Consider the following 23562-nt stretch of genomic DNA (forward strand, 5'->3'; position numbering starts at 1 on the left):
GTTCGTCAACAAGTCTTTATTTCTAGTTGTTGAGCTGAAACAGTCTATCCCCAGACTGTTTCACTCCCACCCCCGCAGACCACAAATTGGCTAGTAGTAAAATGATCAGCCTTGTCCCCATGACCGACAATACCATTACTTCTGATATACAGGGACGAGAAGAAAACATCAATACACTCCTAGCTCACTTTGAAGATGGCAGCACCTTATTTTTCCCACTCCAATATACAGAAAGCAAAGATAAACGTGCTTACTACCAAGTAGCGGATTGGGGAGTTACTTATTCACCTTTCCAAACATTACAAGACTACTCTGACATTCTAGACAAGGTAGTTCCAAGCCTACAAGCGGTTGAATTTCGTTCTGAAAATATGTATACTGCTCTCTCCATTACAGAAAATCAAGAGCCTGATTATAGAACTAGTATTTTTACAGAATAAGAAAAAAGTTAGGGATTATTTCTAGTCCCTAACTTTTTATGTTACTTTTCTGATACCTGTTTTGCCAAAGCAAAGTTCCCAAGAGTTGCAGAACCATTTTCAGCAACAGCTGGCGTTACGATATATTCTTTGACATCTGGTGTTGGGAGATAATCGTTCATCAAACCGACAAACTTCTCACGTACACGATTAAGCATGTGCTCTTGAGCCATAACTCCTCCACCAAATACAATCACTTGCGGACGATAAAGCAAGGTTGCCTGTACTGCTGCTTGAGCAATATAATAGGCTTGAACATCCCACACTTCTGAGTTGAGCTCGATTAATTCTCCGCGAACACCTGTACGACCTTCAAGAGAAGGACCTGCAGCTAAGCCTTCCAAACACCCATTGTGGAATGGACACATTCCTTTAAATTCATGTTTTACATCGTAAGGATGTAAAGCAACGTAAGTATGACCCGCTTCGGTATGACCCAAGCCACCGATAAACTCACCATTCTGAATAGCACCTGCACCAATACCTGTACCGATTGTATAGTAAACTAAACTCTTTACCCCTTTACGAACCAATGTTTCACCAAAAGCTGATGAATTCACATCCGTCGTGAAGTAGAATGGAATGTTAAATTCCTTAGCAATCAGACCAAGTAAATCAATATTTGACCAGTGTGGTTTTGGTGTCGAAGTGATATAACCATAAGTCTGTGAGTTTTGATCAATATCAATTGGACCGAAAGAACCTATCGCAATACCTGCCAAACGATCTTCATAGCGCTTGAAGAATTCAACCGTTCTCTCAATCGTTTCATAAGGAGTTGTCGTTGGAAATTGAGTTTTTTCAACAACTTGAAAGTTCTCATCACCTACTGCACAAACAAACTTTGTGCCACCAGCTTCTAAACTACCATATAATTTTGTCATTTGATTGTCTCCAAAATTTTTATCACTTTTATTATAACATATAAGCAAACAGAAGAAAAAGGCTGAAAGCCTTTTTCCTGTTAATTATGTAGTAGAGTCATGCTCTACAAATCGATTTTATATAAGATTACTTAGCTACTTTCAAGAATTCTACACCGTGAGCGATTGTTCCCTCTGCAAGTGGAGATACTTCTGCAAAGTCAGCAGTGTTGGTCACGATAATCATGGTTGTATCATCAAGACCTGCTTCTGCAATCTTAGCTGCATCAAATTTAGCAATCGGAGTACCAGCTTTTACTTTATCACCTGCTGCTACTAATTTTTCAAATCCATTACCGTTCATTGATACAGTATCAATACCGATGTGAATTAAAAGTTCAGCACCAGATGCTGTTTTCAATCCGTAAGCATGACCTGTTTCAAAAGCAATTGTTACTTCTGCATCTGCTGGAGCGTAAACAACACCCTCAGATGGTTTAACAGCCAAACCTTTACCCATAGCTCCTGATGAGAAGACTGGATCATTAACATTTTCAAGGGCAACAACGTCACCTGAAAGTGGAGATACAAGAGTTTCTTCAGCTACAAGTCCTGTTTCTGCTTCTTCAAGCGTTTCAGCTGTTTCTTGTGTTGAAGCACTAGGCTTTTTTACTTCTTTCTCCTCATCTTCATAACCGAAGAGGTAAGTAAGAGCAAAACCAAGAGCAAATGATACAGCAACCATAAGGATGTATGGAAGAATTTGACCATTACCTGCATAAAGTGTCAAACCTGGGATGATAGTAACACCCATACCTGTACCAGCAAGACCAAGAAGAGATGCTACAGCACCACCGATGGCACCAGCAATCAATGAAAGAAGGAATGGTTTGCGGAAACGCAAGTTAACACCGAAGATAGCTGGCTCAGTAATACCGAGGAAGGCAGAAAGAGCTGCTGGGAAAGCAAGAGCTTTCAATTTAGGATTCTTAGTTTTCACACCAACCGCTACTGTAGCAGCACCTTGTGCTGTCATAGCTGCAGTGATGATAGCGTTGAATGGGTTAGCTCCTGTGTTAGCTACCAATTGAGCTTCCAAGAAGTTGAAGATATGGTGAACACCTGATACAACGATAACTTGGTGAACACCACCGATAAGGAGACCACCAAGCCCCATTGGCAAGTTCAAGATAGCTTGTGTACCAGCCAAGATGTAGTTTTCAACCACGTGGAAGACTGGACCGATGACAAACAAGCCAAGAATAGACATTACAAACAAGGTCACGAATGGCGTTACCAAGAGGTCAAGAACTTCTGGAACAACCTTGCGGACAGCTTTTTCAAATTTAGCACCGATCAAACCGATGATGAAGGCTGGCAATACTGAACCTTGCAAACCTACAACCGGGATGAAACCGAAGAAGATAGTTGGTTTCACATCGCCACCTGATGCTACAACCCAAGCGTTTGGCAACTGACCCGCAATGAGCATCATACCAAGAACGATACCGATTGTTTGGTTACCACCGAATACACGGAATGTTGACCATACTACCAAGGCTGGTAATACGATGAAGGCTGTATCTGTCAAGATTTGTGAGTAAACGTTCAAATCTTCTGGAAGAGTATAACCAAGAGCTCCAAGAAGACCACGAAGACCCATGAAAAGACCAGTTGCTACGATAGCAGGAATGATTGGAACGAATACGTCACCGAAAGTACGGATCGCACGTTGGAAAGCATTACCTTGTTTAGCAGCTTCAGCTTTTTGCTCACCAGTAGTCGCTGTTGGCAAACCAAGAGCAACCACTTCATCGTAGATTTTGTTTACTGTACCTGTACCAAAGATGATTTGGTATTGACCAGAGTTGAAGAAAGCACCTTGTACTTTTTCGATGTCTTCGACTGTATCCTTGTCGATTTTTCCTTCATCAACAACCATGACACGAAGGCGAGTCGCACAGTGGGCAACACTGCGTACGTTCTCACGTCCACCAAGGGCGTCAATGACTTTTTTTGCAATTTCTGTATTATTCATCTTGCAAAAATCTCCTTATTAAATATTTTTTATTTTTTTGAAAGTGTTTTCAAACTTTCGATGGTTTTATTATATATGGTTTTTACGAATATGTCAAACGTTTTGCAGAATTTTTTAAAAAATTCCAAGAATCACAGTAAGAACTTGATTTTTTTCAAGAAAACGTTTACTATATTAATGAAAAACTAGAAAATTTGGAGAAAATTATGGCATTTACAACAGAGGAGCGTTACAGGGCTTATGCTGACTGGACACCCGAATATATTGAAAAAATAAAGAAGAATACAGAGAGTTCTCCTTGGAGGACAAATTTCCATATTGAAACACCACATGGACTGTTAAATGATCCAAATGGATTTTCTTATTTTAATGGAAAGTGGACTCTTTTTTACCAATACTTCCCATTCGGTGCTGCGCACGGATTGAAATCGTGGGTCCATACAGAATCAACAGATTTGGTCCATTTTGAAGAAACTGGGACAGTTATGTACCCAGATACACCACTTGATAGCCATGGTGCCTACTCTGGATCTGCAATGGAATTTGGCGACAAGCTCTTCCTCTTCTATACTGGAAATGTCCGCGATGAAAATTGGGTTCGCCATCCATACCAAATCGGTGCCTTGATGGATAAAGATGGTAAGATTGAAAAGATTGATAAAGTCTTGATTGAGCAACCAGAAGATACCACCGACCATTTCCGTGATCCACAAATTTTCAACTATAAAGGGCAATATTACGCTATCGTCGGTGGACAAAATTTGGATAAAAAGGGAATTGTCAAACTTTATAAAGCTGAAAGTAACGACTACCTCAACTGGTCCTATGTTGGCGACCTAGATTTTGCCAATGATATGACCGCATATATGATGGAATGCCCAAATATTGCATTCGTCGGTGAGCAACCAATCTTACTTTACTGCCCACAAGGTCTGGACAAAGAAGTTTTGGACTACGGCAATATCTATCCAAATATGTACAAGATTGGTCAGAGTTTCGATCCTGAAACAGCAAGCATTGTCGAACCGAGCGAATTGATCAATCTGGACTATGGTTTTGAGTGCTATGCAACCCAGGCCTTTAATGCACCAGACGGTCGAACTCTATCTGTTAGCTGGTTGGCACTTCCAGATGTGGAATACCCAACCGATGCTTATGACTACCAAGGCTGTCTGTCATTGGTTAAAGAATTAACCATCAAGGATGGTAAGCTCTACCAGTATCCAGTCGATGCGATCACCAGTCTTCGTAAAGAAGCTCAGCCATTTTCAGCCCAAAAAGAAACCAATAATGTTTACGAATTGAAACTTGATTTTTCAGCGGGCACGAAGCACGAAATCGTATTGTTCGCAAATGAAGAAGAAAAAGGCTTGGTCTTGTCTGTGGACACTGAGCAAGGCCAGATTACATTGGACCGCGGCAACTGTGGTCAGCCATTCGCACTCGATTTCGGTACAAGTCGCTCTTGCGAGATTTCTCCAGGAGCTCTTACAGCCAATATCTTCATCGACAAATCTGTCTTTGAAATCTTTATCAATAAAGGAGAGAAAGTATTTTCTGGTCGTGTCTTCCCTGATGCGGATCAGTCTGGTATCGTCATTACGACTGGTAATCCGACCGGAACCTACTACCATTTAGATTATGGTCGCAAAACTAACTGATGTCGCACAGTTAGCTGGGGTCAGCCCAACAACTGTCTCGCGCGTTATCAATAAAAAAGGATACCTATCTGAAAAAACCATTCGCAATGTCGAAGAGGCTATGCGTGAACTGGGCTACAAACCTAATAATTTAGCTCGTAGTTTGCAAGGTAAATCTGCAAAATTAGTTGGTCTCATCTTCCCAACAATAAACAATATTTTTTATTCTGAATTGATTAGCCATTTAGAAAAAGAGCTTTTTGATCGAGGCTATAAAACCATTATTTGCAATAGCCAGCACGAGTCCGATAAGGAACGTGAGTATCTAGAAATGTTAGCAGCTAATCAAGTAGATGGGATTATCTCGGGCAGTCACAATCTCGGTATCCAAGACTACGACCGTGTCGTAGCTCCAATTATCGCTTTTGACCGCAACCTCTCTCCTTCCATCCCCATTGTCTCTTCCGATAATTTTGCTGGCGGGGTATTAGCTGCCCAAACCCTACAAAAAGCGGGATGTCACAATCCATTAATGATTACGGGGAACGATGATTCCAATTCACCTACCGGCCTTCGCCAAGTAGGTTTCACATCTATTTTGAACAAAGCCGAAGTTTTTCATATCTCCAGTGATTTCTCACCTGTGCGCAAGGAGATGGAAATCCGAGCTATTCTTGAAAAGCAAAAACCAGATGGTATCTTTGTATCTGGCGATGCAACGGCTATGCTGGTATGGAACGTCATTCGTTCATTGAAACTATCTATTCCAGAGGATATTAAATTGATTGGTTATGATGGAACCAGTTTCATCGAAAACTACTACCCTCAACTGACAACCATCAAGCAACCATTAACCGAAATAGCTCGACTGCTGGTTGAACTATTAGTTGATAAAATCGAAGGAAAAAAACTGACAAAAACAGACTATATCCTGCCGATTAGCCTACTAGCAGGAGCTAGTATATAAAAAAAGCTGCACCTAATAAAAATTAGGTGCAGCTTTTTGTGATACATTTTCTTATTTCTCAAGTAAAAAAGAAGCTCATCAGGCTTCTTCTTTAATAAACTGGCTCAAAACTCCATTAACAAACTTAGCTGAAGATTCATCAGAAAATTCTTTAGCCAATTCAATAGCCTCGTTAACAGCAACACGGTCTGGCGTTTCTTCGAAATGTAAGATTTCAAATAGGCCTAGTCGCATGATATTCTTGTCAATCAAGGTTAAACGGTCTAAGGTCCATCCTGCTTTTAATCGGCTAGATAACTCCTTATCCAAGTCATCACGATAGTCTGCTACACCATTGACAAGGTTAAGGAGAAAGAGCGGAATTTCAACTCCTTCTTGCTCTTCTTCTCTATCATAAAGATAAGAAAACTGAGCTGCCTGAACAGGTTCTTGACCAAATTCAAGTGATACGATTGCCTGCAAAGCACACTTACGCAGGGCATGTCTATTATTCTTCATCAAGGAAATCCTCTCCGAATAAATCTTTCAATGCTGGTTTTGGTGTTTTATCAGGAACAATGCCGCTGACATGGATATTAACCGCAACCACTTGAACTTCTGCATAGTTGTAAACTGCTGTCTTGACTGCACGCTGGATGTCCATTGATACGGCAGGAACATTTACACCATATTCTAGATAGACGTAAATATCCGCAGTCACTCGACCTTCCTCGTCAGTTTCAAGATAAACACCTTTATTCAAGGATGTTTTTGACCAAGTATCCGCAACTCGCTTGTTGTGAAGGGAATGCACTCCATCAACTTTCGCTGCAGCAATGCCTGTAATTACTTCAAGGACGCGAGGTGCGATAACAATCTCGCCTTGATATTCTGTTGTCATAGGCTCTCCTTTCTTAAGAGGAAACGATTAAGCACGTGATACGTAAGTTCCTTCAGCTGTGTTGATAACGAGTTTTTGACCTGCTTCGATAAAGTCTGGTACGTTGACTACAAGACCTGTTTCCATCGTAGCTGGTTTACCTGAACCTGTAACAGTCGCACCTTTGATAGATGGTTGTGTTTCTGCAACGACTAATTCAACAGTTGTTGGTACAGTAACACCAATCACTTCTGTTCCGTAGAACTGGATTTTCACTTCGGAATTCTCCAAGATGTAGAGCAATTCTTCTTTGATAGTCGCTACTGGAATTTCATACTGATCGTAAGTCTCAGTATTCATGAAATAAGCTGTGTCATCCATTTGGTAAAGGTACTGTGCTGGAACTGTTTCGATAATAGCTTGTTCAAATTTTTCATCTGGACGGTAAGTTGTATCGAAGGTTGAACCTGTACGTACATCACGCAATTTCATACGCATGATGGTGTTTCCTTTACCTGGTTTGTGGTGGCTCGCATCCAAAACTTTAATCAATTTACCTTCAGCTTCGAAGGTCATACCTGCTCTAAGTTTACTTGCTTCAATCATTGTATTGAATACCTCTTCAAATTTTATTTATTCGTTTTATTTTACCACAAACTGTCAAATTTCTCAAATGACAATCAATTCCTTGGGAGCTAATGTCAAGACTTCACAACCCGTTTCCGTAATCAAGAGGTCATCTTCGATACGGACACCATATTTGTCATCTAAATAGATACCAGGCTCATCCGTCAAGACCATACCTGCCTTGATAGTCTCGTCAGATTTTCCAAAATACGGATATTCGTGAATGTCCAAACCAATCCCGTGCCCAATTCCATGAGTGAAATTGGCACCATAACCTGCTTCATTGATGATTTCACGAGGAATAGCGTCAAACTCGCGGTAGGTGACGCCTTCCTTTGCCTGCTCAATCAAAGCCTTGTTGGCACGCAAAACCACATCGTAAATCTCACGCTCTTGGTCTGTCACATGACCGATATGGATGGTACGCGTCATATCGCTGACATAATGTTGGTAATAGCAACCAAAATCCAGCGTCAAGGTCTCTCCAGCTTGGATAACCTTTTCAGACGCTCTTCCATGTGGCATAGCAGAGCGGTATCCAGATGCCACGATGAACTCAAATGATGCCCCTTCTGCACCGAGTTGACGCATGCGGTGGTCAAGGAAATGATTGATGTCCATCTCAGTCGTCTGACCTGGTTTGATAAAGTCAAGAACATCAATAAAAGCCTGGTCTGAAATCTGACAAGCACGGCGAATGGTCGCAATTTCTTTCTCATCCTTAATCATGCGCAAGTCTTCGATAAAGTTTGACATAGCAACCAGTTGATAGCCCTCAAAAATACTGGTCAGACTTTGATAGAAACCATAGGTCACCTCGCTATCAAAACCAATTTTTTCAAGCCCATCTTCCTTAATCACCTTTGCAATCTCTTCAAGGGCAAAACGGCTCTCGATAATATCAAAACCTTTTACTGATGCCTTGGCTATCAAAGTATAACGCGAATCAGTCACAAACAAACGACGCTTGCCACTGATGAAGACAGTCGCCTCTGTCCCCCAAAAACCAGTTAGGTAGTAAATATTGTTCTGTCCCGTTACCAAAATTCCATCAACAGTTGATTGAGCTAATTTTGCTTCAAATTTTTCCACACGCGCTTGCATAAGCTACCTCCAAAGATTTTGTAACTATTATAGCAGAAATACAGACAAATACCAATTATTATCAGCAGACAAAAAAGCCGCTAGAGCGACTGTTTTAAGTATGTCACAGAGAAATGGAATCTTTCACTAATCCAATACTTTTATATACTCTCCAATTTTTCGTACGATTTCAGTTACGAGAGCATTTCCCATAAAGAACATACGCATTTTATCGGATACGTCTACACTAGAGCCTTCGGCTAATTTTTAGGGAAAATTTAATCATTGCCTAAACTATTTTAAAGTCTTTAAAATATCATTTTTTAAATCGTTAGTATTATACAAGTGAGGCAAAACCTCAAAAGTTTCTTGTAAATTTTTCTTAGCTTTATGCCAGCCTTGTCCGTCAGTAAACCACATAAATTCTACATTAGGAATTGTCTTTGCTTCTTCTGCAATCATCTTATATGAACGTGCTGTTTCATTTAATTTTGAACCACCGCTTGAGTAAAAATTAACCTCGATCAAATAAATAGTTGAATTATGCTTGATAACAAAGTCAAATCGTTTAGCTGTATTCCCCTCATTAGTGATGGCGGATAAATCAACGGAGAAGAGTTCCTCAATCTCATTTTGATAGATTTCCTTGAATAGGCTTTCACCTAAAACATAACCCGCCGCTTCTAGATAATGTTGAACAATATTTTCCATAGCATGACCAGTACGGTTTTTCCTACCGTTAGTATCCATGCCAACTTCAACTCCTGTAACATAATCCACTAAATTCGATACAATATGCTTCTCAAGTAAATCAAAGATACCTGACTTTTCCAAAAACATAACGTATTCTTCAATACTATAGTTTGGTTTACGAAAATCGAAATAAAAATCTTTTATAGGGTCTTTAACAATAATTGTATCTTTCAAACGTTTCGCAATAAGGATTGGTATAACTTTCAAAACTTCTGGATAATTTTGGTACAAATCTAAAAAATCTTGTTGTATATTTTTGCTACCAATAAGACTATTCATAATATTAAGAGGAACTTTTATACTTTCCACATTATCGTAGACTTTTGGAAAATCTGTATAATAAGTCCAATCCGCTATAGTATCTGTCATGGTAGACAACCATTTGTCAAAGTCTCTTTTTTTTTCCACTTTTTTTCTCCAATCTCGTTTTCGCTATTTTTAAATAATCTCGTTCGGCATCTATTCCAATAAATCTCCGACCTAATCGCTTCGCAACAACACCAGTTGTTCCGCTACCAACAAAAGGGTCTAGAATGTAGTCATTTTCTTTTGTGCTAGCTAATATTATTCGCTCTAAAAGATATTCTGGTTTCTGAGTGGGATGCTTGCCAGCCCATTTCTCTGATTTTGCTGTTAATCCACCAGTCCAGACATCTTTCATCTGTTTTCCATCGTTTAACTCTTTCATTAAATCATAGTTATAATAGTGACGAGCTTTCTTATCATTTTTTCTCGCCCAAAGAATTGTTTCAGTTGAATGTGTAAAGTAACGACAGGATAAATTGGGGGCAGGATTCGTTTTCTGCCATGTAATATTATTCAGAATTTTGAAACCTTCTTGTTCTAAAGCCATTCCAACTGAATAAATATTGTGGAAACTACCTGAGATCCAAATCGTCCCATTGGGTTTCAAAACTTTTTTAGCTAACTGAATCCAGCGTCGATTAAAGTTGTGCTTTTCTTCAAGTGAGGAAACTTTATCCCACTCACCTTTATCAACTGATACAACTTGACCACCTGAATTAGATATTCCGCCATTACTCAAAAAGTACGGCGGATCCGCAAAAATCATATCCATACTCTCAGGTTTCATTTTGGACAAAAACTCAAAAGTGTCCGCATGAACAAGTATGGAATTCTCTTTATGATAGTATGGTTTCGTCATAATAACCCCTCCATACTTATATTCGTTATTTGTCATAATTAGTTACGATAAATTCTGATATTTTTCCTCGACTTGATGCTTTCGCCCCATTAGTCCTAATGGCTTCTACTTTATGAATATTAAAACCTTTATACAATTCTTCTACTAACGGACTAGATGAATTGGATAGCATTACATAGGCACCTTTCTTATCTAGTTTTCTAAAAACATCACGCAATCTAACTTGTTCTTCATAGGAAAAACCTTCATGAGTATAAGATGTAAAGGCACTTGTTTCTGAAAGAGGTATATACGGTGGGTCAAAATAAACAAAATCTCCAGCACCTACATCTTCAACAGCTTTTTCGAAATCCCCCGTCAAAATCTCAATATTATTTTTATTTAGATATTGAGAAATAGATAAAATTAACTCACTATCAACAATCTTAGGATTTTTATAGCGACCATAAGGTACATTGAACTGATTTTTAGAATTAACACGATACAAGCCATTAAAATTCACTCGCAACATATACATAATACGTGCAGCACGCTCAACATCAGTCATTTTATTAATCCTATTATCTCTATCGACAGCACGTAATTCTAAGTAATACTCTTTAGAGTTATTTTCTTGATGTTTAGTTAGTAACTCAATGAGTTTTTGGGGATTATCTTTTATTTGACGATAACAGTTGATAAGCTCACTATTGAAATCATTGATAATTGCTTTTTTCGGAATGAGTTCGAAAAATACCGCCCCACCACCAATGAATGGTTCAAAGTAACTATTATAATTGTCTGGCATAAGAGATTTTATAACCGGAAGCAGTTGTCGCTTCCCACCAGTCCATTTTGTAAAAGGTTGTAAAGTTGGTTGAGTTCGTTGTAATTGTATCATCGTTTATATTATACCATATCTCTAAATATGTTTGATTAATTGAAGTGGAATAGCCTCCAACATGCAAAAAAGCCGCAGAGGCGACTTTTCAAAACAGCGTTAAGAGTTTCTTCTCATTTCCCTTTAAATTCACGAATCCGTTGAGGAATCCCCTCTAAAAATTGATTCATTTTTTGTTGCCATTCATTTTCAAGAGCTTTCCTTTCTTGAGAATCTAGGTCGTCAATAGCCTTACTATTTAGGCCGATTTCGCTTAAAACTGGACTGACATTAGAGATTGTCTTTTTGCCAAAATGAATTTTACTTTCTTCCATCCATAAATTAAGTGAGGAGCTTAACTCAACTTGTTCCCAAGGGATCCTGACAAGTGCTGGTTTGCCGAATAATTTCTTCTTAAAGGTGTAGACAGCTTCCTCTGTAAAGATAAGATTTAAACTTAGAGTTCCTTCAAACATGGCAAAAATATGTTCTTCATGCAACTCCTTGTAGCTTGGATAATGATACCAAAATACTCTAGCCGAATAAAGACTTGCATACTCCTTTGGTAAAAGAATTGTATCTTGTTCTTGCAAGTTTTTTTCTGCAATCATCCATTCAAGATTATTCTCAATAAGGGGAGTCCAAAAAACGTAATCTGCAAGTTCGCTTAGGTACTGATAGCGTTCATAATCGATAAAAGTTGGGTCTATAGAGGTTCCTTCTAGGGAAGCAAGCAAATCATTTGAAGGCGCAGTAAGTCCTGGAATCTCACCCTTATAATCCACACGATTTTGCCTTGATTTTAACTCTTTAACAATTTCTTCAGGTATGAAGTTTTCTAACAAGGCTGTCAAGTTGGCTAACTCATGATTTGCCCAAAAAGTACCATAAGAAAAGACATTCGTCGGTGCAATACAAAAAGAATAAACATCTACCACATATTCCTCAACGCTTGTAATCGTTTCTGAGCTAGGAACATACTGAAGTAATTTTCCCATTACACAAGATGCTAGGTATTGTTCCCAAGTCTGATAACTATTTTTGATACGCTCTGTTTGCTTGGTAAACAGTTCCTCAAATTCTTCTTTAGTAATCAAGCGAGTAGCATACGATTTCGTCAAGACATCAATTATACGGCAGTCGTCAAAGCCTTTGATTAGTTGAGAACCTGTTAATGAATTTAAAGAAAGGTAAAAGTCTTTTACATCAGGAGTGCCTATTCCATCAATAAATGACGAAACATCTTCTAAAGCATGATAACGGCCATCTTCAAGCTTATCAATTTCTTCTTTTAAACTTGAATAATCTGTAATTCCATAGTTTGTTTCTAACATGGTTCGCAACAGGCCTCTGGTCATTATATTGACACCTGGCATGACGACACTCATTAGTTCTTTTTCGATAAATTGTCTATTGACTGAATTGGCAAAAACTGAACTGTATCTGTATGGACTGCACAATAAAACGTATTCCGATTGCATGGAGGTCTCCTTGTTAAGTAACTTATTTTTTATATTATATCTGATTTGTACTAGCTTATCAAGCGTAGAAAAAATCAGACAAAAAAGCCGCTAGAGCGACTTTTCTGACAAATGGAACAGAGTATTTACGTTTATTCTTTGGTAAACTCTGCATTTGCTAAAGTTGAATCAAGAGTGTCTAACGTTAGGACCCCATCAACAATTTCATAATCCACGGTCGAATTATCATTTTCTGCTGTTAGCGTTTTTCTTTCTTGATCAACAGTCAGTCCCTGTTCCTCAGATTGAGTTTGACCATCTTCCCCTTTTTCTTCAAACGTAAGGGTCCCAGTATTATTTTCAATTTTGATAATTACCGTGTAAGTAGTGCCGTCTTTTTCCCTTGAATAGGTATAGGTCCCGTTATCATTTTTAGCTCCGCAAGCAACTAAGAAAAATACGGTGACGCTCGTTAAAATAAGGGTTAATAATTTTTTCATCCTACTCTCCTTTTAACCTACAGAGTAACTAATGTAATCAATGAGTTCTGGTATAACTTTTATTTCTTTGGCTTCATGTTCATTTTCGAGTTGATAAACCTTATCTCCCGTATAAACATAGTAAGAGTTAGATATCCCATCGAATATCGCAAACTTGATATTTTTAATTTCCTTATTATCAGAAGTATAATAGCCAGTCAGACTACTACCATCAACAACTTTTATTTTTTCTAACGTTTTTTTCTGAGTCGTATGACTCAATCTGAGTGCCTGTAGAAACTCATTTACTGTATTGTACTGATAGGTCACTTCAGACGCCATCCCCGATTCTTTGTAATGTTCCGCTGAATATTGGCTAATCTGTTCTGTACTGTACTTCAATGATGCTGGTCTTGTTGTTTGTTTTTCAAGGTCAATGACAGTTGCTTTGTCGGTATAAGCAGATAAGTAAAAGGTAGCCTGTACTTTACCGTCTTTTACAACAATTTCATCATTATCTGTTACACCAAGATAGTTTGTTGGTGTATCACTGCCATAAAAGCCATACATTGGCAGTAATTCTCCATCTTCTCCAAGAAAACCTTGAGTTAGGCTAGGACCTTCTGAAAGCAACAGTTGTCCATATTCTAGTTCGAACTTACCTTGATGAAGTTCCCCAACCTTTAGTGTAGCATTCATTTGATTGTCTTTTGTGACATACAAATGCCCTATTTGACTTCCAGGAACATCTCGCTCTAGATACAATTCATAGCTACCATCTTCGTTGATTGCAAAATCAATCTTATAAAATACGGTCAAATTATCATCGGGAGCATGACTTGTTTCAGCTGACGGAATTTCAACTATTCCTGAATAAAATCCTACATAGTCTTTTACAGCTTGCTTTGCTTCAGCATCGATTTCAGTATGTTCATCTACACGAGGAAAATCATCTGGGCTGTTGACTACTTTCTCACTTTTCGTTGTACTTGAGCTTTCCGTCACCTTTTGTGTACTACTAGAGGTTTCTTGGTTCACTTGACTAGTCTGTTCCGTCTGACCACAAGCTACTAGACTTAACGTTGATATTGCCACCAACAATTTTAAAAAATTCTTTTTCATATGTTCTCCTATAGTATAATACCATCCATGCAATTTCGACAATTTTTCTCAGTTCCTCTACGGTTTTGGCTCAACCAATTCCAGCATGGCCACGGTCACACCCTGGTTGAAGGTGGTCTCGATAGCCTTGTCGTTGAGTCCGATGCCGACTGCCACCTGGAGGTTGTCCAGGTTTTTCATCATGACGGCCTTGTGGCCAGCGGAGTTCATCCACTCAGTGAAGAGGTTGTTGGCGATGCGGCTCTCGTTGATGGCGCTGTACGCGCTGAGTGATGAGCCCATCTGGAGTGCGTTTTCACCACGCCAGCCTTGTCGAGCTGTCTGCTCTGCTGTGTAGATGGTGGTCCACTTAGAGCCGTCTGGGCGCTTGTGAGCGCCATCCGCTGTCCCTTGGTAGCGAAGACTACCGTGGTCCGCCATTTCGTTGGCACGAGCAGTCGCCGCGTTTTGAGCGTCTGAGCCCTGACCTGCGTATGTTACAGCCGATAGGCCTTCTGCCGCACGGGCTGCGTTAAGCAGGCTGACGAACTCAGCGTTGAGCTTGTCGAGGTTGATGAGCTGCTCCACCTTCTCAAGGGTGTCCTTGGTTGCGCCAGTTCGGATGGTCGTGCCAGGAACAGTTCCTTTCTTAGCGATGAAGGCGTCCTGCTGCTCCTCTGTGAGGCTCATGAACTCATCCAGCGTCAGCGTCTTCTTGTCGAGTATGCTAGTGCTGGCAGGTTTAGTGCCGACCACAAGGACCTCATTGACTGGTGCAGTCTCGGAGATGACCTCGCGGGTTTCGCTTACTTGACCAGTACGGTTATTGGTGACCCGTGTGATACGGACCTTACGCTCCCCGTTTACTCCCTGAACTTTGATTTTTGTTTCACCTTCTGGGAGATTCGGATCTTCTTCCTTGATTGAAGTATAGGCAAGCACCTCCGTTTCTGTCAGAACTTGACTCGTCTCTTCTTTCTTGATACCAACTTCTACTATACGCTTAATTGGCTGAATAACCTCTGGTTGACCCACCATTTCAGAGGCAACCTTGACGCCGTCCACATAGGTATCCTTATAGGCCTGTGTTTGCTGACCATCTACACCTGCTACCAACTCACGACTTTCACCTTCAAATAAGCTATCCACCTGACGAGTTTCTGTAGTAAATGGAATGACACTTGTTTCTTGGCGAGTTTGGTAACGAACAACAGCCTTTGTACCGACTTCAATAATCTCATTTACCGGCTCGACACGCTCTTCTTTTACTAGTTCGCGCGCCGTTTCATTACCGTTTGTCTTAGTAATGCGGTAGGTTTGGGTTAGTGTTCCCTTTCTTCCTTTTGTAAGTGTACGAGTTTGACCTTTTTCTAAGTCTGGATTTTGACGAGTTTCAACAGTGTAGTCAAGCTCTGTTACCTTGGTTTCCTCTGTTGTTTCAACAACAGACTTTGGCTTAGTACCGTATTCAATGACTTGCGTAACTGGTTGAGCAATAACTTCCGTGCTGACCACTTCTTCACTAATGACTGCACCTGTAGAATCATAGACTTTCTTTGTAAGGGTCTTGGTTTGTCCATTAACTCCTGCTACCAGTACGCGTTCGGAACCTACTTCCAAATCAGCATTGCCACGACGCTCTGTAGCAAATGAAATAGTCGCCAAGCTTTCTATAAGCTCTTCTAGATTTTTAGAAACCTCATCATTATAGGCGATTACTTCTGTAACAGGTTCAATTGTTTCAGTCGCAACGATCTCACGAGCGGTCTCTACATTATTGGTATAAGTCACTTTGGTGGTGACTGTTTGCTTTCCATCCACACCTTGTGTAAGAACCTTGCTTTCTCCAGCTGGCAAACTTGTATCTTTCACATAGCTAGTTCCATACTTGATGACCGTTACCTGTTTCTCTACATCTGTTCGAATTGTATCAACAGGTCGATCTGGTTCTGCTGGATTAGTTGGAAGTTCTGGACTAACAGGTTTCTCTTCTCCAGGTGTAACAGTCGTTTCCGTTTCCCCTGGTACAGCTGGTTTTTCCACTGGCGCAGGTATTTCTGGTTGGACTGGTTTCTCCGTTTCTGAAATAACCTTGTCTTCTGTACCGATAACCTGACCACCTCCTGTTTCTTCAACAGGTTTCTCCGCTGGCTTACTTTCTGCTGGAACTTCTTCAACCTTGTCTTCAGATGGTTTCTGTTCTGCCGAAGCGTCTGTTGCCTTGTCCTCTGACGGAGTTGATTCTGCTGGGATGTCTGATTTGTTCTCATCTGCTGGTTGGGTTGGTTGGACAAGTAGATTCTCATTTTCTTCTGCCTTATCTATTGAACCAGTAGGTAGAGTTGGACTTGTCTCACTGCTCTGCTTTTTCCCCTCCAAATAACCTACAAACTCATAACCTGCAATTGAAATCTTTCCATCTGGGAGTGCTGATCCTACTGTCAAGGTTTGAGTTTGACCATACTGAGCCAGCTGGGCAACCGTCACGGCAGATACAGAAGTAAAGACTAGACTTCCTCCTACCAAGGTCAAGGTCATTGCTGAGCGAACCATCCGTTGATTTTTCCGACCAACAGTTATACCAACCAGTAGCAAGCCTGCCCCAATAGCTCCAGCTAATACACCTGTGCTTTCTCCTGTCTGTGGCAAAATTGAAGACCCTACTTTTCTATACACAAGATAGTAGTTCACATCTTCTGTCACCTGAGCTGGAAGCTCTGTAAAAATCGCCTTTTTCTCTGCCTCAGTCAATTCCTCAGTCGTTACATAATCATAACGAACCTCTGCCGTCTTAGTCTGTGCATGAACCGATAAACTTGTTAGTAAACCCACTCCTAATAGAGCAGATGCGGCTCCTAAGCCTGTAAATTTACGAATCCCATATCGTAAACGCTGCTTCTTTTCTTCTTGGATGCGCTGAGTTCTACTATAAACCATATAATTCTCCCTTTTATGAAATAGTCTTCCAAAATATTTTACTATACAATTTTTATTTTTGCAATACATTTAGTAATACAATCTGTAATATTTCATATTCATTTATTTCGCTATACACTTGTAACAAGGAGCAAATAAATGGCATTTAAATTAAAATCAGATAAAAAAGAAACAGAAATCAAAACTATTCGATTTCCGTCAGAGTTGGTAGATAGAATTGAGGAAGCAATCGTCAAAAAAGATGTCAGTTTCTCAAGCTTTGTCATTCAGGCTTGTGACTATGCCTTGAATAATATGGATAAAGAACAGTAAAAAAGAGCCGATGGCTCTTTTTTAAATGCTTATTTCAACTTCATTTTCAAATACTGGCCTGTAAAGCTGGCTGGGTTATCCGCCACTTCTTCTGGCGTTCCTGTCGCGACAACGGTACCGCCACCGACACCGCCTTCTGGTCCCATGTCGATAATGTGGTCGGCTGTCTTGATGACATCCAGATTATGCTCGATGACTAGCACGGTATTGCCATCATCAACAAAGCGGGCCAAGACCTTGAGCAACTGGGCAATGTCCTCCGTATGCAGACCTGTCGTCGGCTCATCCAAGATATACAAGGATTTACCAGTTGACCGCTTGTGAAGTTCCGATGCCAATTTCATCCGCTGGGCCTCCCCACCTGATAGGGTTGTCGCAGGTTGTCCAAGGGTAACATAGCCCAAGCCTACATCTTGAATGGTGCGGAGTTTCCGCTCAATCTTCGGAATATGCTTGAAGAACTCGACCGCATCATTGACTGTCATATCAAGGACCTGAGCGATATTTTTCTCCTTGTAGTGTACTTCCAAGGTTTCAGAGTTATAACGGTGTCCATGGCAGACTTCGCAAGGAACAAAGACATCTGGCAGGAAGTGCATTTCAATCTTGATAATCCCGTCACCAGAACAAGCCTCACAACGACCACCTTTGACGTTAAAGGAGAACCGTCCCTTCTTGTAGCCACGGATTTTAGCTTCATTGGTCTGGGCAAAGAGGTCACGAATATCGTCAAAAACACCTGTGTAGGTAGCTGGGTTAGAACGTGGTGTCCGTCCAATCGGGCTTTGGTCAATGTCAATCAGGCGGTCCAAGTGTTCAATTCCTGAAATGGACTTGAATTTACCTGGCTTGTCCGAATTGCGATTGAGTTTCTGGGCAATGGCTTTTTTCAGAATGGAATTGACCAGAGTTGACTTACCAGATCCGGACACTCCTGTCACTGCCACAAATTTTCCAAGCGGGAAACGAACAGTCACATCTTGCAGGTTGTTTTCCTTGGCACCGGTCACCTCTAAGAATCGACCATTTCCAACACGACGGTCTAGAGGTACAGGAATTTCACGTTTGCCAGACAGGTACTGGCCTGTAATGGATTTTTTATTTTTAGCTACTTGGGCAGGCGTTCCAGAGGCCACGATTTCTCCGCCAAACACACCCGCACCTGGACCAATGTCAATCAACCAGTCCGCCTCACGCATGGTGTCCTCATCATGCTCCACTACAATCAAAGTATTACCCAAGTCCCGCATTTTCTTAAGACTAGCAATCAGGCGGTCATTGTCCCGCTGGTGCAGACCAATCGATGGCTCATCCAAGATGTAAAGAACACCAGACAGGTTAGAGCCAATCTGAGTCGCCAGACGAATCCGCTGGCTTTCACCACCAGAAAGCGTCCCCGCTGCTCGTGAAAGGGTCAGGTAGTTAAGACCCACATTATTAAGGAAGGACAGGCGATCCTTGATTTCCTTGACAATGGGCGTCGCAATCGTCGCTTCATTTTCAGACAAGGTCAGATGTTCAATGACTTGCAAATGATCCGCCACGGACAAGTCTGATAATTGTCCGATATGCAGTCCCTTTTCGCCACCAACTTTGACAGACAGGGCTTGGTCATTGAGGCGATAGCCGTGGCAAGTTCCACAGGTCAGCTCATTCATGTAAGTCTTCATAACCGTCCGCGTATAGTCACTATTGGTTTCACGGTAGCGACGGTTAATGTTGGTAATCAAACCTTCAAATGGAATGTCAATATCACGCACCCCACCGAATTCATTTTCATAATGGAAATGAAATTCTTTGCCGTCCGAGCCGTTGAAAATCAGGTTCTTCTCCTCTTCCGTCAATTCCTCAAAAGGCTTATCCATGTCCACACCAAAGTGGTTCATGGCCTGCTCCAACATCTGAGGATAGTAGTTGGATGAGATTGGATTCCAAGGAGCCAAGGCACCCTCACGCAAGGTCTTGCTGGCATCTGGGACAATCAAATCCGTATCCACTTCCAGCTTCATCCCCAAACCGTCACAATCGCTACAAGACCCAAAAGGCGCATTGAAAGAGAAAAGACGAGGCTCCAACTCTGGTACCGTAAAACCACAAACTGGGCAGGCATAGTACTCAGAGAAAAGCATTTCCTTCTCGTCCATGGTGTCGATGATGACATAGCCGTCCGCAATCCGCAGGGCCGCCTCAATGGAGTCAAAAAGCCGCGAACGAATGCCCTCTTTGATGACAATCCGATCGACCACGACCTCAATGTTGTGAGCCTTGCTCTTGGACAATTCTGGTACTTCCGATACATCATAGACATCACCATTGACCCGCACCCGAACGTAGCCGTCCTTCTGGATTTTCTCAAAAATAGTCTTGTGTTGCCCCTTTTTCTTCCGAACAATCGGAGCTAGAATCTGCAAACGCTGGCGCTCTGGCAATTCCAAGACCTCATCAACGATTTGTTCCACCGAAGAAGCCGCAATCGCTCCGTGGCCATTGATACAGTAAGGCACCCCAACTCGAGCATAGAGCAAACGGAGATAATCATTGATTTCCGTCGCTGTACCGACTGTCGAACGCGGATTCCGCGACGTCGTTTTTTGGTCGATGGAAATAGCAGGGCTGAGACCCTCTATGGAATCCACATCTGGCTTGTCCATGTTGCCCAAGAACTGACGAGCATAGGCAGATAAAGACTCTACATAGCGGCGTTGGCCTTCGGCATACAGAGTATCGAAAGCCAAACTCGACTTACCAGACCCCGACAAACCAGTCACCACCACCAGCTTCTCACGCGGAATGGTCACATCAATATTTTTTAAATTATGGGCACGCGCCCCATGAATCACAATATTTTCTTGCATAGTTTAAGATACAAAGGGCGTCAAATGCACAGTCAAAATAGGCGGTAAGTCCGAAATCTGTGATTTCGAAGACGCACCCCCGTCAAGACAACTAGTGCTTTCACAGGTCGAAAACCGAAGAAAGCACAGATGTCTACGACGCAGAAGCCTGTTCTCCATGTTTGAACACGAAGAAGCATCACTTTTTTCACACAGCGTTTAGGGCGTGTTCAATTCCTTTCTAGATATAAGTGCGTTCACAAGATAACTGGTGACGGTCGATGAACTCCGCGTCACCAGACGAAACTGCCTATGGGCAATTTCTATATCTTGTATTAGCTCGATTTTCAAAAAATATCGTTTTGAAAATCTCACGTTAAGAAAACCCTATAAAACTCGACGCTTTTAGCACGCATTCAAATCCTTTCTAAGATACAGAGCCCGTAAAACGTAAGGTGAAAATAGGCGGTAAGTCCGAAATCTGTGATTTCGAAAACGCACCCCCGTCAAGACAACTAGTGCTTTCACAGGTCGAAAACCGAAGAAAGCACAGATGTCTACGACGCAGAAGCCTGTTCTCCATGTTTGAACACGAAGAAGCATCACTTTTTTCACACAGCGTTTAGGGCGTGTTCAATTCCTTTCTAGATATAAGTGCGTTCACAAGATAACTGGTGACGGTCGATGAACTCCGCGTCACCAGACGAAACTGCCTATGGGCAATTTCTATATCTTGTATTAGCTCGATTTTCAAAAAATATCGTTTTGAAAATCTCACGTTAAGAAAACCCTATAAAACTCGACCATTCAAATCCTTTCTAAAGATACAGAGGGCGTTGTAACAGTCTGGGAGACTGTTACAATCGGGAAATAGGGAAAACGCAGTTTTCCTCATTACACCAACATCATTAGCCCGCATTCAATTCCTTTCTTAAGAGGATCTAGCTGTACCATGAGAGATTAGAAAAAGTTCGTACAACTTATTCGCTTAAATGTCTACATATTATACCACATTTCTATATAAAACCTTTCCGAAACTGCACATTTTTTGGTATAATAGAGGTTGCGTTAACGCAACAAAGATAAAAGGAGGGCAAAGATATGAAACAAATTTTTCTATCAACCATGACTGATTTAGAAGAAATTCAAACCTTTGAACCAGGGGCTTGGATTAATTTGGTCAACCCCTCCCAGAGCGAGTCTATGGAAGTTGCTGAGCACTATAAAATTGACATCGCTGACCTGCGAGCACCGCTCGATGCGGAAGAATCCTCTCGTATCACCGTCGAAGATGATTATACGCTCATCCTGGTCGACGTCCCAATTCTTGAAGAACGAAACAACAAGACATATTATATTACTATTCCTTTGGGAATTATTCTAACAGATGATGCGATTATCACGACTTGTTTGGAACCATTGCCACTGTTTGAGCAGTTTATCCATCGTCGTCTACGGAATTTCTTCACTTTCATGAAGTCTCGTTTCGTTTTCCAAATTCTCTACCGAAATGCTCAACTCTACTTGTCAGCCCTACGAACCATTGACAGAAAGAGCGAAGAGATTGAGAAGCAACTCCATGAGGCCACTCGAAATGAAGAATTAATTGTACTCATGGAATTGGAAAAAACCATCGTCTACTTCAAGGCTTCCCTCAAAACCAATGAGCGTTTGGTCAAAAAACTTGCTAGTTCCTCACGTCTACTCCGTAAGTATGAAGAGGATGAGGATTTGCTTGAAGATACCTTGGTCGAAACCCAACAGGCCATTGAGATGGCAGACATCTATGGTTCCATCTTGAACTCTATGACCCATGCCTTTGCTTCTATCATTTCCAACAACCAGAATACCATCATGAAAACCTTGGCATTAGTGACAATCGTTCTCTCTATCCCAACCATGGTCTTCTCTGCATACGGTATGAACTTTAAGGACAACATCATTCCTTTTAACGATATTCCCTATGCTTTTTGGTGGATTATTCTTTTCGCCTTTGCAATCAGCCTATCACTCACCTTCTACTTCATCCGTAAGAGATGGTTTTAACCTAAGGAGATTAACATGTCATTTACAGAAATCAACGGATTAACAAAAAAGAACCAAGAATTTATCCATATTGCGACCAACCAACTGATTAAAGATGGAAAGTCTGATAGCGAAATCAAAGAACTCTTGGAAGAAATTTTACCAACTATCATTGAAAAGCAAAAAACTGGCGTGACTGCCCGCAATCTCTATGGATCACCAAGTGAGTGGGCTGCTAGTAAGACAATTTCTGAACAGGAAAAGAAAGACCAAGTGGAATACAATGAAAATCCATGGTTGATGTGGCTAGATTCTAGTCTTTTCATGCTTGCAATTATTGCTGGTATCAATGGTTTGATGAATCTTTTTGGTCAAGGTGCACAGTATGGGCTATTAACCTTATTTGTCATCGGTTTCGGTGTTGGTGCAGGGATGTACTTGATGTACCATTTCGTTTACAGAGAACAAATTAAAACTGGGCAACGCCCTAAATTGCTGAAAGCTATCGCTTTTCTCGGACTTGCTACTCTGGCTTGGTCAGTCGTTTTCATTCTGGCAGCACTGATTCCGGCCGCATTTAACCCAGTTCTCCCTCCGCTTGTTACTATTCTTATCGGAGCTGCTGCTTTCGGTGCACGCTACCTCTTGAAAAAGAAATATAACATTCGCAATGCCATGTCCCCAGTTCAATAATAAAACAAAGCGATTGGAATATTCCAGTCGCTTTTGTTTATCTATACAGTTCACCTGGGAGTTTTACACATCTGCGTAAGTGACTGAAACAGTCTATCCCCAGACTGTGCCTCGCTTTCTAACTTCTTGGCTCGGGTTGAAATAGTCCATTCAAGGGCTTAATTCGCTTTCTTAATTTCGAGTTCATGCAAAAATGGTCCACTGGACCATTACTCGCTTTCTTATTTTCATGCTCGTGAAAAAACAGTCCATACTGTTATTGCGCTTTTCGCATTTCTAGAGCGCAAGAAAAAATGACCCGTTGGGGTCATTTCAGATTGCAGACAAACATCGTTTTGGTGTTTGTCTTTTTACTGTTTTTAGAGAAAAATGGCTGTTTTAATGCTGA

At 41.1% G+C, this 23562-nt stretch carries 20 protein-coding genes and 1 pseudogene; 6 read left to right on the top strand and 15 right to left on the bottom strand.

The window, feature by feature from the left end:
* Positions 1 to 86: 86 nt before the first annotated feature.
* Positions 87 to 440 carry a hypothetical protein gene (locus P7J58_RS09605; protein WP_153602370.1) on the top strand — a complete coding sequence of 118 codons (354 nt, stop codon included), beginning with the start codon at positions 87 to 89 and terminating at the stop codon, positions 438 to 440.
* A 41-nt stretch (positions 441 to 481) separates the two neighbouring features.
* Here P7J58_RS09605 and scrK read toward each other — a convergent pair whose 3' ends face one another.
* Together scrK and P7J58_RS09615 are read right to left on the bottom strand one after the other, a co-directional pair.
* Positions 482 to 1363 (bottom strand): fructokinase ScrK, encoded by an 882-nt coding sequence (scrK, locus tag P7J58_RS09610; RefSeq protein ID WP_002942456.1) that lies wholly within the window; start codon positions 1361 to 1363, stop codon positions 482 to 484.
* Between the two features lie 127 nt (positions 1364 to 1490).
* Entirely contained in the window at positions 1491 to 3380 is a 1890-nt protein-coding gene (locus tag P7J58_RS09615) for a sucrose-specific PTS transporter subunit IIBC (protein ID WP_248019394.1), read from the bottom strand.
* A gap of 206 nt (positions 3381 to 3586) precedes the next feature.
* Here P7J58_RS09615 and P7J58_RS09620 point away from each other — a divergent pair, with 206 nt between their 5' ends.
* Positions 3587 to 5041 (top strand): sucrose-6-phosphate hydrolase, encoded by a 1455-nt coding sequence (locus tag P7J58_RS09620; protein ID WP_408556219.1) that lies wholly within the window; start codon positions 3587 to 3589, stop codon positions 5039 to 5041.
* Positions 5022 to 5987, top strand: a complete 966-nt coding sequence (locus P7J58_RS09625; RefSeq protein ID WP_002942449.1) for a LacI family DNA-binding transcriptional regulator — start codon at positions 5022 to 5024, stop codon at positions 5985 to 5987. The genes P7J58_RS09620 and P7J58_RS09625 overlap by 20 nt, the downstream gene beginning before the upstream one ends.
* A 78-nt stretch (positions 5988 to 6065) precedes the next feature.
* Here the strand turns inward: P7J58_RS09625 and nusB are convergent, their stop codons facing one another.
* From nusB to P7J58_RS09685, 12 genes and pseudogenes are all read right to left on the bottom strand, one after another.
* Positions 6066 to 6485, bottom strand: coding sequence for a transcription antitermination factor NusB (gene nusB, locus P7J58_RS09630; RefSeq protein WP_002938276.1), 420 nt, complete (start codon positions 6483 to 6485; stop codon positions 6066 to 6068).
* Complete coding sequence (locus tag P7J58_RS09635; protein WP_408556218.1) at positions 6475 to 6867, bottom strand: Asp23/Gls24 family envelope stress response protein; 393 nt, start codon at positions 6865 to 6867, stop codon at positions 6475 to 6477. Before P7J58_RS09635 ends, nusB begins: the two co-directional genes overlap by 11 nt.
* Positions 6868 to 6894: 27 nt before the next feature.
* Positions 6895 to 7452, bottom strand: a complete 558-nt coding sequence (gene efp, locus P7J58_RS09640) for an elongation factor P (RefSeq protein ID WP_012775323.1) — start codon at positions 7450 to 7452, stop codon at positions 6895 to 6897.
* Between the two features lie 63 nt (positions 7453 to 7515).
* A complete protein-coding gene (locus tag P7J58_RS09645; protein WP_408556217.1) occupies positions 7516 to 8577 on the bottom strand; it encodes a M24 family metallopeptidase in 1062 nt (353 codons plus the stop codon).
* 126 nt (positions 8578 to 8703) lie between these two features.
* Positions 8704 to 8823: pseudogene (locus P7J58_RS09650) on the bottom strand (DNA methyltransferase); the annotation flags it as partial.
* Positions 8824 to 8850: 27 nt separating this feature from the next.
* Positions 8851 to 9678: a type II restriction endonuclease gene (locus P7J58_RS09655; protein WP_044753354.1), complete on the bottom strand. Its 828-nt coding sequence runs from the start codon at positions 9676 to 9678 to the stop codon at positions 8851 to 8853.
* A 16-nt stretch (positions 9679 to 9694) separates the two neighbouring features.
* The gene (locus P7J58_RS09660) at positions 9695 to 10510 is read right to left on the bottom strand and encodes a DNA-methyltransferase (protein WP_044760052.1); all 816 of its coding nucleotides are present in this window, start codon (positions 10508 to 10510) and stop codon (positions 9695 to 9697) included.
* Positions 10500 to 11354, bottom strand: coding sequence for a DNA adenine methylase (locus tag P7J58_RS09665; protein WP_029176691.1), 855 nt, complete (start codon positions 11352 to 11354; stop codon positions 10500 to 10502). Before P7J58_RS09665 ends, P7J58_RS09660 begins: the two co-directional genes overlap by 11 nt.
* Positions 11355 to 11467: 113 nt before the next feature.
* Positions 11468 to 12814 carry a DUF1266 domain-containing protein gene (locus P7J58_RS09670; RefSeq protein ID WP_408556216.1) on the bottom strand — a complete coding sequence of 449 codons (1347 nt, stop codon included), beginning with the start codon at positions 12812 to 12814 and terminating at the stop codon, positions 11468 to 11470.
* A 131-nt stretch (positions 12815 to 12945) separates the two neighbouring features.
* Positions 12946 to 13293 (bottom strand): hypothetical protein, encoded by a 348-nt coding sequence (locus P7J58_RS09675; RefSeq protein WP_024378927.1) that lies wholly within the window; start codon positions 13291 to 13293, stop codon positions 12946 to 12948.
* A gap of 12 nt (positions 13294 to 13305) precedes the next feature.
* A complete protein-coding gene (locus tag P7J58_RS09680) occupies positions 13306 to 14394 on the bottom strand; it encodes a hypothetical protein (protein WP_408556215.1) in 1089 nt (362 codons plus the stop codon).
* Positions 14395 to 14451: 57 nt separating this feature from the next.
* Positions 14452 to 17310 (bottom strand): G5 domain-containing protein, encoded by a 2859-nt coding sequence (locus tag P7J58_RS09685; protein WP_408556214.1) that lies wholly within the window; start codon positions 17308 to 17310, stop codon positions 14452 to 14454.
* Between the two features lie 138 nt (positions 17311 to 17448).
* On the opposite strand from P7J58_RS09685, the gene P7J58_RS09690 reads away from it, so the two are divergent.
* A complete protein-coding gene (locus P7J58_RS09690) occupies positions 17449 to 17622 on the top strand; it encodes a YlcI/YnfO family protein (RefSeq protein ID WP_002942417.1) in 174 nt (57 codons plus the stop codon).
* 29 nt (positions 17623 to 17651) lie between these two features.
* Here the strand turns inward: P7J58_RS09690 and uvrA are convergent, their stop codons facing one another.
* Complete coding sequence (gene uvrA, locus P7J58_RS09695) at positions 17652 to 20477, bottom strand: excinuclease ABC subunit UvrA (RefSeq protein WP_029188415.1); 2826 nt, start codon at positions 20475 to 20477, stop codon at positions 17652 to 17654.
* A 1080-nt stretch (positions 20478 to 21557) separates the two neighbouring features.
* On the opposite strand from uvrA, the gene P7J58_RS09700 reads away from it, so the two are divergent.
* The gene (locus P7J58_RS09700; protein ID WP_002939248.1) at positions 21558 to 22502 is read left to right on the top strand and encodes a magnesium transporter CorA family protein; all 945 of its coding nucleotides are present in this window, start codon (positions 21558 to 21560) and stop codon (positions 22500 to 22502) included.
* Positions 22503 to 22517: 15 nt separating this feature from the next.
* Complete coding sequence (locus P7J58_RS09705) at positions 22518 to 23174, top strand: DUF1129 domain-containing protein (protein ID WP_408556213.1); 657 nt, start codon at positions 22518 to 22520, stop codon at positions 23172 to 23174.
* The last annotated feature ends 388 nt before the right edge of the window (positions 23175 to 23562 follow it).

Origin of the sequence: Streptococcus suis, from assembly GCF_046032535.1 — a bacterium.
Classification (GTDB): Bacteria; Bacillota; Bacilli; order Lactobacillales; family Streptococcaceae; genus Streptococcus; species Streptococcus suis_AK.

Excerpts from the sequence above, each read along its gene's own strand:
- uvrA (WP_029188415.1), bottom strand. The coding sequence starts at position 20,477 with ATGCAAGAAAATATTGTGATTCATGGGGCGCGTGCCCATAATTTAAAA.
- P7J58_RS09685 (WP_408556214.1), bottom strand. The coding sequence starts at position 17,310 with ATGGTTTATAGTAGAACTCAGCGCATCCAAGAAGAAAAGAAGCAGCGT.
- P7J58_RS09690 (WP_002942417.1), top strand. The coding sequence starts at position 17,449 with ATGGCATTTAAATTAAAATCAGATAAAAAAGAAACAGAAATCAAAACT.
- P7J58_RS09680 (WP_408556215.1), bottom strand. The coding sequence starts at position 14,394 with ATGAAAAAGAATTTTTTAAAATTGTTGGTGGCAATATCAACGTTAAGT.
- P7J58_RS09620 (WP_408556219.1), top strand. The coding sequence starts at position 3,587 with ATGGCATTTACAACAGAGGAGCGTTACAGGGCTTATGCTGACTGGACA.
- P7J58_RS09660 (WP_044760052.1), bottom strand. The coding sequence starts at position 10,510 with ATGACAAATAACGAATATAAGTATGGAGGGGTTATTATGACGAAACCA.
- P7J58_RS09645 (WP_408556217.1), bottom strand. The coding sequence starts at position 8,577 with ATGCAAGCGCGTGTGGAAAAATTTGAAGCAAAATTAGCTCAATCAACT.
- P7J58_RS09635 (WP_408556218.1), bottom strand. The coding sequence starts at position 6,867 with ATGACAACAGAATATCAAGGCGAGATTGTTATCGCACCTCGCGTCCTT.
- P7J58_RS09615 (WP_248019394.1), bottom strand. The coding sequence starts at position 3,380 with ATGAATAATACAGAAATTGCAAAAAAAGTCATTGACGCCCTTGGTGGA.
- P7J58_RS09655 (WP_044753354.1), bottom strand. The coding sequence starts at position 9,678 with ATGACAGATACTATAGCGGATTGGACTTATTATACAGATTTTCCAAAA.
- P7J58_RS09625 (WP_002942449.1), top strand. The coding sequence starts at position 5,022 with ATGGTCGCAAAACTAACTGATGTCGCACAGTTAGCTGGGGTCAGCCCA.
- P7J58_RS09675 (WP_024378927.1), bottom strand. The coding sequence starts at position 13,293 with ATGAAAAAATTATTAACCCTTATTTTAACGAGCGTCACCGTATTTTTC.
- scrK (WP_002942456.1), bottom strand. The coding sequence starts at position 1,363 with ATGACAAAATTATATGGTAGTTTAGAAGCTGGTGGCACAAAGTTTGTT.
- P7J58_RS09665 (WP_029176691.1), bottom strand. The coding sequence starts at position 11,354 with ATGATACAATTACAACGAACTCAACCAACTTTACAACCTTTTACAAAA.
- nusB (WP_002938276.1), bottom strand. The coding sequence starts at position 6,485 with ATGAAGAATAATAGACATGCCCTGCGTAAGTGTGCTTTGCAGGCAATC.
- P7J58_RS09700 (WP_002939248.1), top strand. The coding sequence starts at position 21,558 with ATGAAACAAATTTTTCTATCAACCATGACTGATTTAGAAGAAATTCAA.
- efp (WP_012775323.1), bottom strand. The coding sequence starts at position 7,452 with ATGATTGAAGCAAGTAAACTTAGAGCAGGTATGACCTTCGAAGCTGAA.
- P7J58_RS09705 (WP_408556213.1), top strand. The coding sequence starts at position 22,518 with ATGTCATTTACAGAAATCAACGGATTAACAAAAAAGAACCAAGAATTT.
- P7J58_RS09670 (WP_408556216.1), bottom strand. The coding sequence starts at position 12,814 with ATGCAATCGGAATACGTTTTATTGTGCAGTCCATACAGATACAGTTCA.